13 protein-coding genes are annotated in these 13,068 nt (G+C 71.5%); 4 read left to right on the top strand and 9 right to left on the bottom strand.

The genetic code is table 11. The features are described from left to right. Positions 1 to 226: 226 nt before the first annotated feature. Complete coding sequence (locus tag WMF12_RS00915; protein WP_437859795.1) at positions 227 to 1,138, top strand: LysR family transcriptional regulator; 912 nt, start codon at positions 227 to 229, stop codon at positions 1,136 to 1,138. A 93-nt stretch (positions 1,139 to 1,231) separates the two neighbouring features. On the opposite strand, the gene ilvE is transcribed toward WMF12_RS00915, so the two are convergent. Both ilvE and WMF12_RS00905 read right to left on the bottom strand, forming a co-directional pair. Next, positions 1,232 to 2,122, bottom strand: coding sequence for a branched-chain-amino-acid transaminase (gene ilvE / locus WMF12_RS00910; protein WP_437859789.1), 891 nt, complete (start codon positions 2,120 to 2,122; stop codon positions 1,232 to 1,234). Between the two features lie 5 nt (positions 2,123 to 2,127). Further along, on the bottom strand, positions 2,128 to 2,841 hold the full coding sequence (locus WMF12_RS00905) for an IclR family transcriptional regulator (protein ID WP_012232810.1): 714 nt from the start codon (positions 2,839 to 2,841) through the stop codon (positions 2,128 to 2,130). A 232-nt stretch (positions 2,842 to 3,073) separates the two neighbouring features. Between WMF12_RS00905 and WMF12_RS00900 the strand changes: the two genes are divergently transcribed. From WMF12_RS00900 to WMF12_RS00890, 3 genes are all read left to right on the top strand, one after another. Continuing rightward, a complete protein-coding gene (locus WMF12_RS00900) occupies positions 3,074 to 3,766 on the top strand; it encodes an alpha/beta hydrolase (RefSeq protein WP_437859773.1) in 693 nt (230 codons plus the stop codon). 191 nt (positions 3,767 to 3,957) lie between these two features. Next, positions 3,958 to 4,365: a cupin domain-containing protein gene (locus WMF12_RS00895; RefSeq protein WP_437743672.1), complete on the top strand. Its 408-nt coding sequence runs from the start codon at positions 3,958 to 3,960 to the stop codon at positions 4,363 to 4,365. A 177-nt stretch (positions 4,366 to 4,542) separates the two neighbouring features. Continuing rightward, positions 4,543 to 5,091, top strand: coding sequence for a hypothetical protein (locus WMF12_RS00890; RefSeq protein WP_437859762.1), 549 nt, complete (start codon positions 4,543 to 4,545; stop codon positions 5,089 to 5,091). 93 nt (positions 5,092 to 5,184) lie between these two features. Here the strand turns inward: WMF12_RS00890 and WMF12_RS00885 are convergent, their stop codons facing one another. From WMF12_RS00885 to WMF12_RS00855, 7 genes are all read right to left on the bottom strand, one after another. Then, on the bottom strand, positions 5,185 to 6,432 hold the full coding sequence (locus tag WMF12_RS00885) for a hypothetical protein (protein ID WP_437859759.1): 1,248 nt from the start codon (positions 6,430 to 6,432) through the stop codon (positions 5,185 to 5,187). 62 nt (positions 6,433 to 6,494) lie between these two features. Then, positions 6,495 to 7,133 (bottom strand): peroxiredoxin, encoded by a 639-nt coding sequence (locus WMF12_RS00880; RefSeq protein WP_272097229.1) that lies wholly within the window; start codon positions 7,131 to 7,133, stop codon positions 6,495 to 6,497. A 163-nt stretch (positions 7,134 to 7,296) separates the two neighbouring features. Beyond that, positions 7,297 to 8,619 carry a S41 family peptidase gene (locus WMF12_RS00875; RefSeq protein ID WP_437859751.1) on the bottom strand — a complete coding sequence of 441 codons (1,323 nt, stop codon included), beginning with the start codon at positions 8,617 to 8,619 and terminating at the stop codon, positions 7,297 to 7,299. A gap of 290 nt (positions 8,620 to 8,909) precedes the next feature. Then, the gene (locus WMF12_RS00870; RefSeq protein ID WP_437859745.1) at positions 8,910 to 10,277 is read right to left on the bottom strand and encodes an LLM class flavin-dependent oxidoreductase; all 1,368 of its coding nucleotides are present in this window, start codon (positions 10,275 to 10,277) and stop codon (positions 8,910 to 8,912) included. Continuing rightward, positions 10,274 to 11,062: an ABC transporter ATP-binding protein gene (locus WMF12_RS00865; RefSeq protein ID WP_437859733.1), complete on the bottom strand. Its 789-nt coding sequence runs from the start codon at positions 11,060 to 11,062 to the stop codon at positions 10,274 to 10,276. Before WMF12_RS00865 ends, WMF12_RS00870 begins: the two co-directional genes overlap by 4 nt. Continuing rightward, on the bottom strand, positions 11,038 to 11,946 hold the full coding sequence (locus tag WMF12_RS00860) for an ABC transporter permease (protein ID WP_437743667.1): 909 nt from the start codon (positions 11,944 to 11,946) through the stop codon (positions 11,038 to 11,040). The genes WMF12_RS00865 and WMF12_RS00860 overlap by 25 nt, the downstream gene beginning before the upstream one ends. Beyond that, positions 11,943 to 12,854, bottom strand: a complete 912-nt coding sequence (locus tag WMF12_RS00855) for an ABC transporter substrate-binding protein (protein WP_437859713.1) — start codon at positions 12,852 to 12,854, stop codon at positions 11,943 to 11,945. The genes WMF12_RS00860 and WMF12_RS00855 overlap by 4 nt, the downstream gene beginning before the upstream one ends. Between the last annotated feature and the right edge of the window lie 214 nt (positions 12,855 to 13,068).

Genomic DNA, 13,068 nt, shown 5'->3' with positions numbered 1-13,068 from the left:
CCTGCGGCATCGCCGCGTATCGCCATGACGGCGGGCGAAGCGGGCGCGAGGAGGAGCCGTGAGCCCGGCTCCGCGGGCGTGCTCGGGAGATCGAAGCGGGACATGGGTGCGAAGACCGGCGGCATCCCCTCACCTCTCTCGGTGAGGTCAGTGACCGTGCCGGTTCAATGGCCAACGTTTAGGTCGGCGGATGGCGCGCTTCCAACTCATTAGTAGCATGGGCCCCATGCATCCCGTGCATCTTGCTTCCATCGACCTGAACCTGCTCGTCGTCCTCGACGCCCTGCTGGCGGAGGGGAGCGTCACGCGCGCGGCGGCGCGCGTCGGGCTGAGCCAGTCGGCGATGAGCCACGCCCTCGGGCGCCTCCGCGTGTTGATCGACGATCCCGTCCTCGTGCGCACGCCGCGTGGGATGATCCCGACGCCGCGCGCGCAGGAGCTCATCGGCCCCATCCGCGAGGCCCTCGCCAAGATCGAGGCGACGGTCGCGCGCAGCCCTCGCTTCGAGCCCGCGACGGCGCGCCGCTCGTTCACCGTCGCCACGGTCGATTACGTGGAGCTCATCCTGCTGCCGCGGCTCGTGCAGAAGCTCGTCGCCGAGGCGCCCTTCATCGACCTCGTCGCGCGCCCCTACGACAGCGAGATGTGGAGCGCCATGGAGACCGGCAAGGTCGATCTCGCGATCGGCCTGCTCCCCACCTTGCCCGCGGGATTTTACCGGCAAAGGCTCATCGAGGAGCGCTACATGTGCGTCGTGCGGAGGAGCCACCCCGCGGTGCGGGGCAAGCTCACGCTCAAGACGTACACGAGCTTGCCGCACGCGCTCATCAGCCCGCGCGGCGAGGGCGGAGGCCGGGTGGACGAGGTCCTCGCCGAACGAGGTCTCTCGCGCCGCGTGGCGCTGCAGATCCCGCATTTTCTCGTGGCGGCCCACATCGTGGCCCAGACCGATCTCGTGCTGACCGTGCCGGCGCGCATCGCGCGCGTGTTCGCGGAGATGGAGGAGCTGCACGTCATGAAGCCGCCCGTGGAGCTCGGCGGGTTCTCGGTGGATCAGGTGTGGCACGAGCGGCATGCGAAGGACCCGGCGCACACCTGGCTGCGCGGCGTCTTCGCGGAGATCGCCCGCGACAGCTGACGCGCTCTCCCGCGGCGGCCAGGTCTCGCGGGAGCAGGGGCGAGCCGACGTGCCGAGTAACGCGAAAGTGAACCGGTTAATCCGGGCTTCCGTTCAACCCGGGCCGCCGGGCGCGGCGATGAACGGGGCGCCCTCGGTCTCGGCGAGCTGCCGGTGGAGCGAGGTCAGGCGGGCCGTGACAGGGCCGCGCTCGCCGCGGCCGATCGTGCGCCCGTCGAGGCTCCGGACGGCGATCACGCCGGCGCCGGTGCCCGTCAGGAACGCCTCGTCGGCGGCGAAGAGGTCGAGCCGCCCGATCGAGCGCTCCACGACCGTGAGCCCGATGCCGCGCGCGAGCTCCATGACGGCCGCGCGGTTGATGCCCTCGAGGCACCCGTCGGTGGCCGGCGGCGTCGCGAGCACGTCGCCACGGAGCGCGAACACGTTGGCCACGGAGGCCTCGGCCACGTGGCCCCGCGCGTTCAGGAGCAGCGCGTCGTCGGCGCCGCGCTGCCTCGCCTCGAGCTTCGCGAGCGCGGAGCCGAGGTAGTTCAGGCTCTTGATCCGCATGTCGAGCGCGTCCGCGTTGGGCCTCCTGTGGCTCGACGTGATGAGCTCGAGGCCGCGCCGCCGCTGCTCGTCGTCGAAGAGGCGGATGGCCCCCACGATGCAGAACAGCCCCGGCCGCTCGCAGGTCGTCGGATCGACGCCGAGCGGGCCCACGCCGCGCGTCACCACGAGGCGCACGTAGGCCTCGGGCTGGCCGTGCGCGCGCGCCGTCTCCTCGACGATGGCGCGGAGCCCGTCGAGCGAGCGCGGGAGCGCGATGCCGAGCGCCCTCGCGCCGATCTCGAGCCGCGCGAGGTGGCGCTCGATCCGGAAGACGCGCCCCGCCGCGACGCGCATGCCCTCGAACACGCCGTCGCCGTAGAGCAACCCGTGATCGGTCACGTTCACGGTCGCGCCCGCAGCGTCGACGATCCGCCCATCGATCCATGTCTTCATGCCGTTCACCTCCTGCCCTCGCCCTGAAGGGCGCGCGCGACCCGCTCGGCGGCGTCGCGCGTGTGATTCACCGCGGCGTCACGACGATCGCCGCGCAGGCTCTGGGCGGCCGCGGCGCAGGCGACGCAGCCGTGCAGGCCGCCGCGCGCGAGCACCGGGGCCGCGATGACGGTGAGCCCGTCGATCCACGCGCCCTCGTTGACGTCGTAGCCGCGCTTCGCGGCGCGCCGCGCGGCGCGGAGCATGGCCGGGTCCGCGCCCGAGGCGCCCACGAGCTCCGGCGCGTGCGCGAGGTAGAGCCGGCCGCTCGCGGTGACGTCGACCGGCACCTCGGCCCCGACGGTGGGCGCCGCGCGCAGGAGGCCCGTGCCCTCCGCCTTGTCGAGCACGACGAGCCTGCCAGCGCGCGCGGCGACGAGGAAGAACGTCTCGCCGAAGGCGCGCGCCGCCCGCTCCAGCTCGGGCCTCGCGACGCGCGCGACCGCGTCGAGCCCCTGCGCCCCGAGCCCGAGCCGGATCAGGCCGACGCCGAGCCGGTAGCGCCCCTCCCCGTCCTGCTCCACCAGCGCGTGCGCGGCGAGCGACGCGAGCAGCCGGTGCAGCGTCGCCTTCGGCATGCGGAGCCGCTCCGCGAGCTCCGAGAGCGAAGCGCTGCCGCCGCCCTCGCCCAGCGCCTCGAGGGCGCGCACCGCCTTGTCGACCGTCCCGGATCGCTCCATGCCAGTTCCACTATTCGGAATGACGTTCCGACTATTGGTATAGCTCCATCCCGCGCCCCGGTCGAGGGCGCGGCGCCGCGGGATCCCCGCGGGATGGCGGGCGTCGGCGCGCGGGGGCCGGCGGAGGCGCGGGGGGAGCAGGCTCAGCGCTGCGGGCGACGCGCGCTGGTGTCGCTCGAGGGGGTCGGATAGCGTCTTCGGTCCCGCCGTGAGCTGCGGAGGAGAGGAGCACATGCGCAAGATCTCATCGGTCGTACTCGTCCACGGCGCCTGGCACAGCCCGTCCTGCTGGTCCCAGGTCGCGTGTCGGCTGCTCGGCAGCGGGCTCGACGTCCGGGTGCCAGAGCTGCGGAGCGCCGGGCCCGCCGCGGGCGGCCTCGCGGCGGACGCGGAGGCGGTGCGGGCGGCGCTGGCCGAGGCGCCCGGCGAGGCCGTCGTGGTCGCGCACTCCTACGGGGGATTGCCGGTCACGGAGGTGGCGGCCCGCGCGGGCAACGTCGCCCACCTCGTTTACCTGTGCGCGTTCATGCTCGGCCCGGGGGAATCCCTGCTCTCGGCGATCGGAGGCCAGGAGCCGCCGTGGTGGATCACCTCCACGGATGGCCGGACGATGATGCCCGACCGCGCGCGCGACATCTTCTACAACGACTGCAGCGACGAGGTCGCAGCCGCCGCGGCAGCGGCGCTGCGGCCTCAGTCCAAGGCGTCCTTCACGGAGCCGCTGGGGGCCGCGGCCTGGCAGGAGCTGCCCTCCACCTACGTGATCTGCGAGCGCGACAACGCCATCCCGGTGTTCGCGCAGGAGGCGATGTCGCGGCGCGCGAGGGACGTGCGGCGACTCGACGCGGGCCACTCTCCGTTCCTGTCGCAGCCGGACGAGCTGGCCGCGCTCGTGCGCGACATCGTCGCGGCCGCGGCCGGCTGAGCCGACGCCGGCGCGCGGCGACGTCGGGGCGGCCACCGCCCGCGCCTGGCCCCCGGAGCCGCATCGACATTTCGGCTCGACCAGCGAAACGGCGGCGGAGAGCTGCCGTATCCAGCGAGCAGGGCGGCCTGTCGCGACGGCCTGTCGCGATGGGCGGACCCGCGCCCGATGCTGCCGTGGAGGATCAAGCCATGACTGTCCTGAACATCGCCTCGATCGAGAAGCTCAGCCTGCCCGGGCTCGCCCACCAGACCCTCGCCGGCCCTCGCGACGGCCTCCGGACGCTCGAGGTGTGGATGCAGACCATTGCGCCGGGCGCGCAAACGCCGCGTCACCGGCACGCATGTGAGGAGGTGATCGTCGTCCTCCGCGGTTCCGGGACATGCGAGATCGATGGAGTGGCCCTCACGTTCGGCCCGGGCTCGACGCTCATCGTGCCGGCGGGCGTCCCGCACCAGATCGCGAACACGGGTGAGGAAGAGATGCACGTCGTCGCCGCGCTCGGCGCAGCGCCGGTCACCGTGGAGACGCCTGCCGGCGAGCGCATCGAGCTGCCGTGGGATCAGCACCGCTTCGCTCGCGAAAAGTGCGAGGTCTGACCTTCATGCCGCTGCGCAGGCTGAGCCAGGCCGCACGCCGCGTTCCGGCGAGCTCGCCTGCCTCGCGCAACCGGGCGGGCGTGCAGTCTTGTTCTGCCCGTCCGCAGCACGCTGCCTGCACCGGAGCCACACGCGGTGTCCTGGCTCGTGGCACAGCGGTTGCCGTCTGGCGCTGGCATGAAACCGAACACGCTCTTCAAGGTCCTTGCGCTGGTCGCTAGCTTCCCGTTCGCCGCCGGCTGCGCTCTCGGCTCCGAGGAGGAGCCAGCGCCTGGGCAACAGTCGCTCGGCGCGTCGTCCGAGGCCGAGGGGATCTGGCTCTCCACGAAATACTCCTTCGGTCTCTGCGCCGGCGAGTGCATCACGACGGTGTCCCGCGATGGCGCAGAGCTCTCGCTCACGGCCTGCACGCACGCCAAGAGCTGTCCCCGCTCGAACCTGGCGACGCTGACGGCCGAAGGCACGCGAAAGCTCGACGAGATCGAGGACGCGCTCTCGGGCGTCGCCCTCGACGGCCGCTACGGCTGCCCTGACTGCGCCGACGGCGGCGCAACGTCGGTGCGCCTGCGCCGCGATGGTCTCGAGACGTCGCACCTCTACGAGTACGCCGGGGCGCCGGCGCCCCTCCTGGCGCTCGATCACCTGGTGGCCGACCTCCGGCTCGGCCTGGACTCCTGCACACCGGGACCGCTCCTGAAGCTCTCGTCGGGGTGCACGCCCAAGTGAACGCGCTCGACCGGAGGCTCCGGGTCGGCTCGTCTGGGTGAGACCGCCGCCGCCGGAGCCGCGCCCGGCCAGCGCCGCCCGCCGGAGCGGGCGCTACCCGTCGTCCGGCAGGTAGAGCTTCACGTCGTCGAACTCGGCGGTGCCCTCGTAATAGTTGATGTGCGGATCACCGAAGAAGAAGTGATCCGGGTAGGCCGACCCCGCCGGCCAGGTCTCGAAGGTCTTGCCGAAATCGACGGTCTCATTGGGGTGTTCCGCCTCGATCTCGTCGGGGCGCTGGTTGTAGTGCCACGTCACCGGCGGCTCGCGGAAATCCCTCCGCGCGGCGTACGTCGTGCTGCCGCCGTGGTGGAACCTGCCCTCCGCGGACATCGCATAACCCCGGCCGTCGCGCTCGACGGTGACCACGTAAGCCTCCCTGTCGAGGTACTTGTCCACGAAGATGGGGCCGTCCTTCCACCCGCCGGCGGTGTACGACGTGAACCCATTTCCGGTCCACGGGCTCCCGAACGCATCGCCGCGGAGCCAGATCATGCTCACATAACGTGATCCGTCCTGCTCGGCCCGGCCGGTCGAGGGGTTCCAGACCTGCGACCAGGGGCCGTCCTCGCCGAAGTTGCTGTCCGTATCCATCACGACCTTCCGGTGGTGATGGATGAAGACGTTGTTGTGAGGGGCCGGCCGCGGATAATCGGTGATGCAGAGAAAGTAAACACCGTTATCGAATGTCGCCGACCGCGGCGCGGCGCTGCGATCGCTGAACCGCCACGGGTCGGCCAGCTCGTCCCCGTCGTAGCCGTTGGTCTTGCCCCCGTGCGTCCAGCTGCCCTCGCGCAGGCCGCCGAAGCCGATGTTCGAGACCGTCACCTCCACGCGGTACCGCGCGGGCAGCGGCGCGGTCGAGCGGAGGATCGCGCCGTCGTAATGGCGGGTGGAGACGAGCCTCGCCTTGCCGCCCGCCGCCTCGAAGCGGCCGCCTGTCTCGGGGACGCCGTCGCGGTCGCTGTCGCGGCCATACAGCTCGACCGTGAGCCAGCCGCCCTCGCCATACGTGAAGGACTTCCGGAACGATCGGAACCTCCGCAGCCCTTCCCGGAACACCTCGCCGCCCCGCGCGGAGAAGAACTCGCCATCTTCGTCGAAGACATCGACGTGATAGGGGCTCTCGTCGCCATACCGATCCTCGGTCCACGCGGCGGGCTCCTGGAACGGCGCATCGAAGGTCTCGTGGTGGACGAGCTTCCAGCCTGCGCCGGCGGCCCGCGCCGCCGGCGCAGGCCCGCCGCCGCTCGCCCCGAGCGCCTCGGGCGCGGGAGCGCGCGAGCACGCCGCCGGCAACACGAGGGCGAGCGCGGCGAGGCGTCGCGTCGACGCCTCGCGCGCGCGGGCGGCGCCACGCCGCCTCAGCGGTTGGGCTGAGGGGTGAGGCGCAGGTACGGGCGAACGGCGTTGTACCCCTTGGGGAACTTCTGCGCGAGGACGGCGGGGTCCTGGAGCGAGGGGACGATCACCACCTCATCGCCGTCCTTCCAGTTCGCGGGCGTCGCCACGGAGTGGCTGTCCGTGAGCTGGAGCGAGTCGATGAGGCGCAGGATCTCGTCGAAGTTGCGCCCCGTGCTCGCCGGGTACGTGAACGTCGCGCGGATCTTCTTGTTCGGATCGATGACGAACACCGAGCGCACCGTGAGCGTGTCGCTCGCCTGCGGGTGGATCATCCCGTAAAGGCCCGACACCTTCCGGTCCACGTCGGCGAGGATCGGGTAGTTCAGCTTCGTGCGCTGCGTCTCCTCGATATCCACGGACCAGCGCTTGTGCGAGTCGACGTCGTCGACGCTGAGCGCGATGGGCTTCACGCCGCGCTTGTCGAACTCCGCCTTGAGGTTGGCGACCGCGCCGAGCTCGGTCGTGCAAACCGGGGTGAAATCCTTCGGGTGCGAGAACAGGATCACCCACGAGCTCCCGGCCCACTCGTGGAATCGGATGGTCCCGTGCGTGGACTCTTGCTCGAAATCAGGCGCGATGCTTCCGAGTTGCAGGCTCATGACATTCCCTCCTGGCCGCGGCCCAGTCTCCGCTATGGCGGAGGAATCTCCGTCAAGCCGCTCAGGGTGTCAAGCCGGGAGCGGCGGTGTTTCGCGCCGGGACGCCGCCGGCGCGCGCTCGACCGCACCGCGCCGCGCCGCGCTTGGCCGGCGCGGCGGCGCCTCAGAGCGCGCCGACCTCGCGGCGGAGGCCGCGCCACGGGATCTCCCGCGGCGGCGAGGCGCGGCGCTCGCCCGCCCCGTCCGGCTGCGCCGCGGTCGAGCACTCGCCGTGCTCCAGCAGGTGCAGGGCCTCGGCGAGGCACGTCTCGCCCGCGTCGCCGAGCTCTGCGCCGAGCGTGTCGTCGGCGGCGCAATCGGGGGGGAGGCCATCGTAGAAATCGCCCTCTTCCTTCGCGTTGAGCACCCGGAACGCGATCGGGTGCACGACCATGTCGCAGTTGTCCCATCCGTACATGCCGACGGGTTTGCCGTGCGTGGTCGAGCCGACGATCTTCACGTCCATGTAGGCGCGCAGGCTGTTGATCAGCGACTCGCTCGCGGAGGCCGTCCCGCCGGACGTGATGACGACCAGCCGGGACAGGGGGAGCGGCGGCTGGTCGAGGTCGTCGAACGTCTCCCGCTTGTCCCAGTCGACGTGCCTGTCGTTGTGCGCGGTGATGTCGAGCAGCGCGCCGGCCTCCGCCGGCCGGTGGATCAGGCTCGCGAGGTGCCTCTCGACGGAGAGGCGCCCACCGCCGTTGTAGCGCAGGTCGAGCACCAGCTCGTCGACCTGGCTCTCCCTGAACAGCGCGAAGGCGCTGTCGAGCTCGCTCACCGAAGGCTCGATGAAGGTGGTGAGCATGAGATATCCGACGGTCGCGGACCCTGTTTGCAGGACACGCGGGCTCACGACCGTGGTGATGCCATACCACGCCTTCCGGAGCGCGACCGTGAAGGCCTCGGCGTCCGCGCGCTCGATCGTCAGCGACATCTCGTGCCCTTCCTCGTCGGGGCCCGCGAGCTCCTCCCAGAGGTCGTCGCTCACGACCTGCTCGACGTCGATCCCGTTGATCGCCACCACCGCGTCGCCCCGCCGGAGGCCGGCCGCTCCGGCAGGCGAGCCCGGCTGGACCAGCGCGAGCCGGAGGCTGTCCTCGTGGTCGAAGCTCCACCGCATGCCGAACCCGAGGGTCTGCCCTTCCCGGAAGAAGGCGTCGTCGACGCTCTTGGTCGAGATGTAGCTCCAGCGGTCTCGCGGCTCGGTGACGAGATCCACGAGCAGCGCCTCGGGCGAGGGGTACGCCCGATAGTCCAGGTCGGGTACACCGTCGTACCAGAGATAGGCGTCCTTCATCAGCTCGAACAGGAACTGGTTCTGTCCCTGCAGCGAGCAGTCTGCCTTTGGCTCCGCATCACCGTCCGAGGCGGTGCAGCCTCCCGTCGCGGCGGCGGCCAGCGCGAGGGTGCATGTGGAGAGGACCGCGACGAGCTTCGAGGCGACCATGCGCCTCAGCACACCACGAAACGGAAAGGGCGAGCAACGGGGTTGGGTTGGCGGTTCGACCCGACCGGGGTTGGGTTTGCCGGCAGCCCGAGCGGGGTTGCGGGTCGATCCCCGACCGGGGTTGGGTTCAGCGGCCGCGGTTCATTCCCCGACCGGGGCTGCGGTCCAATGTGATTTATCTCACTTTGCTGCCGCGACCAGATCCCGACCGGGGTTGAGGTTTGCCTGGTCCATTCCCCGACCGAGGTTGAGGTTTATTCGACCGAGGTTGAGGCTTATTGTAATTCACATCACTCTGCCGCCGCGACCAGATCCCGACCGAGGTTGAGGTTTGCCGGGTTGAGGTTTGCCGGCCTCGGCAGCCCATAGTTGTCCCGCAACGTCTTCCCCGCATATTCCGTCCGGAACAGCCCGCGTCTTTGCAGGATCGGGACCACGTGCTCGACGAACGCCTCGAGCCCCGACGGCAGCACCGGCGGCATCACGTTGAAGCCATCGGCCGCCCCCTGCTCCCACCAGTGCTGGATCGCGTCCGCCACCTGCTCGGGCGCGCCGGCGAACGTCCGGTGGCCGCGGCCGCCGCCCAGCCGCCCGATCAGCTGGCGCACCGTCAGCCGCTCCCGCCGCGCCAGGCTCACGATCAGCGTGTACCGGCTCTTCGCCCCCTCGATCTGATCCTCGCTCGGAAGATCCCGCGGCAGCTCCGCGTCGAGGTCGAGCTCCTCCGGCTTCACCCGCAGCGTCTGCGCGAGCTGGCGCTTGGCATACTCCGGCTTGATGAGCCGATCGAGCTCGGCGTCGAGCGCGTGCGCCTCGGCCTCCGTGGCGCCGATGACCGGCACGATCCCCGGCAAGATCTTGATCGACCCCGGATCGCGCCCCAGCGCGCGCGCGCGCCCCTTCAGATCGACATAGAACCGCTGCGCGTCCTCCAGCGTCTGCTGCGCCGTGAACACCGCCTCCGCGTACCGCGCCGCCAGCTCCTTGCCGTCGTCCGACGAGCCGGCCTGCACGAGCAGCGGATACCCCTGCGGCGAGCGAGGCACGTTGAGCGCCCCCTCGACCTTGAAGTACCGCCCCACGTGCCGCGGCGGGTAAATCTTGCGGTCATCGCCCCAGACGCCGTTCTCCTTGTCGCCGAGCGGCGCGTCGTCGCCCCAGCTGTCCCACAGCTTCAGCGACACGTCGATGAACTCCGCCGCCCGCGCGTACCGGTCGCTGTGCGCCGGCAGCTCGTCCAGGTTGAAGTTGCGCGCCGCGTCCACGCCCGCCGTCGTGACGATGTTCCAGCCCGCCCGCCCCCCGCTGAGGTGGTCCAGCGAGGCGAACCTCCGGGCCAGGTTGAACGGCTCGTTGTACGTCGTCGAGGCGGTCGCGATCAGCCCGATGTGCTCGGTCACCCCGGCGAGCGCCGCGAGGAGCACCGTCGGCTCGAGCGTCCCGGCCGGCCTGCGGCCGACGTTGTTCCACAGCACCGGGCTGTCGGCGAGGAACACCGAGTCGAGCTTCCCCCGCTCCGCGATGCGGGCCAGTTTCTTGAAGTGCGCGACGCTCGTGTTCGCGAACGGATCGCTCTCCGGCAAGCGCCACGAGGCCTCGTGGTGGCCGACGCTCATGAGAAACGCGTTGAGATGCAGCTGTCCGGGTCGTTGGGTCACGGGGCACTCCGTTCCAGTTCAGGGTTCGCGTCAGGATCTCCGGCAGCGGCCGCGCCCGGCGCGACCCCCAGCGCCGAAAGCAGCGACTCGCGGTGGGCGAGGAACCGCGGATCGCGCAGCGGCCGCGGCGCCGGCAGATCGATCCGCCGCTCCTCGGCGATGCGGCCGCCCTCGAGCACCAGCACCCGATCGGCGAGCGCGATCGCCTCGTCGACGTCGTGGGTCACCAGCAGCACGGCCGGCCGGTGCCGCGCGCACAGCTCACGCAGGAGGTCGTGCATGCGCGCGCGGGTCAGCGCGTCGAGCGCGCCGAACGGCTCGTCGGCCAGCACGAGCTCCGGATCGCGCACCAGCGACCGCGCCAGCGCCACCCGCTGCTGCTCGCCGCCGGACAGCTCGACGGGCCACGCGCGCTCCCGCCCGGCGAGCCCCACCTCCGCGAGCGCGTCCAGGCCGCGCTCCCGGGCCTGCGGCACGTCGAGCCCGAGGATCACGTTGTCGAGCACCCGCGCCCACGGCAAGAGCCGCGTGTCCTGGAACACGACCGCCCGGTTGTCCGGCACGTGCAGCTCGCCCGAGCCGGTCACCTCGTCGTCCAGCTCGGCGATCGCCCGCAGCAGGGTGCTCTTGCCCGATCCGCTGCGGCCGAGCAGCGCGACGAACTCGCCCCGCTCGATCGTGAGGTCGATCCCGTCGAGCACCACGCGGGCGCCGAAGCGGCGGACCAGGCCGCGGATCCGCACCGCGGGCGGGGCCGCCGTCAGCCGGCCAGGATGCGGCGCCATGACAGGGCCTTTCGCTCGATGAGCCGCACGGCCGAGTCGGACGCCAGGCCGAACAGCCCGTACACGACGAGGCCGAGGAGGATGATCTCCGTCTGCCCGTACGAGCGCGCCAGCGACATCATGTAGCCGATGCCGCTCGTGGCGTTGATCTGCTCGACCACCACGAGCGCCAGCCACGCGCCGGTCACCGCCAGCCGCAGGCCCATCAGGAAGCCCGGAAGCGCCCCCGGCAACGCCACCTTCCGGATGAACTGCCACCTCGTCAGGCGGACCGTCTCGGCCAGCTCCACGTAGCGCGCGTCGATGGTGCGCAGCGCCGCGTGGGTGTGGACGTAGACCGGGATGACGACGCCGAGGGCGATGGTGAGCACCTTCATCTGCTCGCCGATGCCGAACCAGAGGATCAGCAGCGGGATGAGCGCCAGCGTCGGGATCGCGCGCTTGATCTGCACCGGCCCGTCGAGCAGCGCCTCCCCGACGCGCGTCAGCCCGGCGAGGAGCGCCAGCACCGTGCCCAGGCCGGCCCCGAGCGCGAGCCCCAGGAAGGCCCGCTGCGCCGACGTGAGCAGGTTGGACAGGAGCCGCCCGTCGGCGATCAGCTCGTGGGCTGTGGTCACCACGGTCCACGGCGCGGAGAGCACGCGCGCGTCGAGCGCGCCCGTCGCCGAGGCGGCGGCCCAGAGCGCGAGCAGCAGCGCCGGGCCGAGCGCGAGGCCGTACGGGATGCGCCGCCCCGGGCCCAGGCGGCGCCGCAAGCGGCGGCTGGACACGCGGCGGCCGGTCGGGGCGCCGGACGGCGGCGCGGAGACGTCCGCGGTCGCGGTGAGATCCGGGAAGCTGGCGAGGCGCGGCGAGGCGGCGCTCGTGGGCAGTGCGGTCGTCATGGAGTGCTCCTGTCGGCCGTCGCCGGCCGGTCCGTCGGTCCGGCGCCCTCGGCGGCGCCGGCCACCTCCGCTCCGATCGTCTGGAATCGGAGGTCGAAGATCGTCCTGGCCTCGAACCGCTTCTGGCCGGAGGCCTCGGCGAGCAGATCGGCGGTCTCCTGGGTCAGCGCGATCGCCTCGGACCAGTCGCCCGGGTACTGCGGCTTGCCGGAGGCCTCGATAAGGAAGCGCCCTTCCCTGGCCGAGAGGCCCTGATCCTTGACGTAATACGCCTCGATCCAGGCCTCCGGATGCGCGTAGGCCCACAGCTGGGCCCTGGCCCGCCACTTCGCGTAGTCGACCAGCGCGGCCGCCTTGTGAGCGTCCTTGAGCACCTCGGCGCGCACATGAAGGAAGCCCAGGTTGTCGCGGACGCCGTGCGCGATCGACGAGGCGCCCTCGGCGCGGTACTCGTTGAGATAACGCAGCAGGGTGACGCCGGACAGCGGCGCGACGTCGACCTGGCGGCTGGTGAGCGCCTCCTTGAACTCCGTGCTCCCGAGCTGGACGAGCGTCACGTCCTTCTGCGACAGCCCGGCCTTCTTCAGCGCGCGCAGGACGAGCGCGCCCTGCGCCTGCCCCGGCGAATAGGCGATCTTCTTGCCGCGGAGATCGCCAATGGACGCTACCTGCGCGCCCGGCGCGGTGGCCAGCTCGTAGATGGGCTTCTCCCGCACCTGCACGGTGAGGATCTTCACGTCGACCCCGGTGAAGGTGGCGTGGATGGGCGGCGTGTCGCCGACCGCGCCCGCGTCGAGCACCCCGGCGCGGAACGCCTCGATGGTCTGCGGTCCTCCGCTGATGTTCTGCCAGTCGACGCGGAACGGCAGCCTGTCGATGTCGCCGGAGAGCTGGAGTTGCTTCTGCACCGTCGGATCACCGATGCTGAGCCGCGTCTCGCGCGGGATCTCGGCCGGGATCGGGGCGTCCGGGGCCAGCGTGGCAGCGGCGCTCGCCTCGCCGTCGCGCTTGCACCCGGACGAGGCAATCAGCGCAGAGAGCGCCGCGAACGTCGCGAGTGAGCGAATCCTGTCGATGAACGAGCGCAGATGGACCTCGGTGCGCGGCTGGAAGCGGTGCCGT

This window comes from Sorangium sp. So ce363, from assembly GCF_051520435.1.
GTDB classification, from domain to species: domain Bacteria; phylum Myxococcota_A; class Polyangia; order Polyangiales; family Polyangiaceae; genus Sorangium; species Sorangium cellulosum_B.
This window is presented reverse-complemented; position numbering and strand designations above follow the sequence as displayed.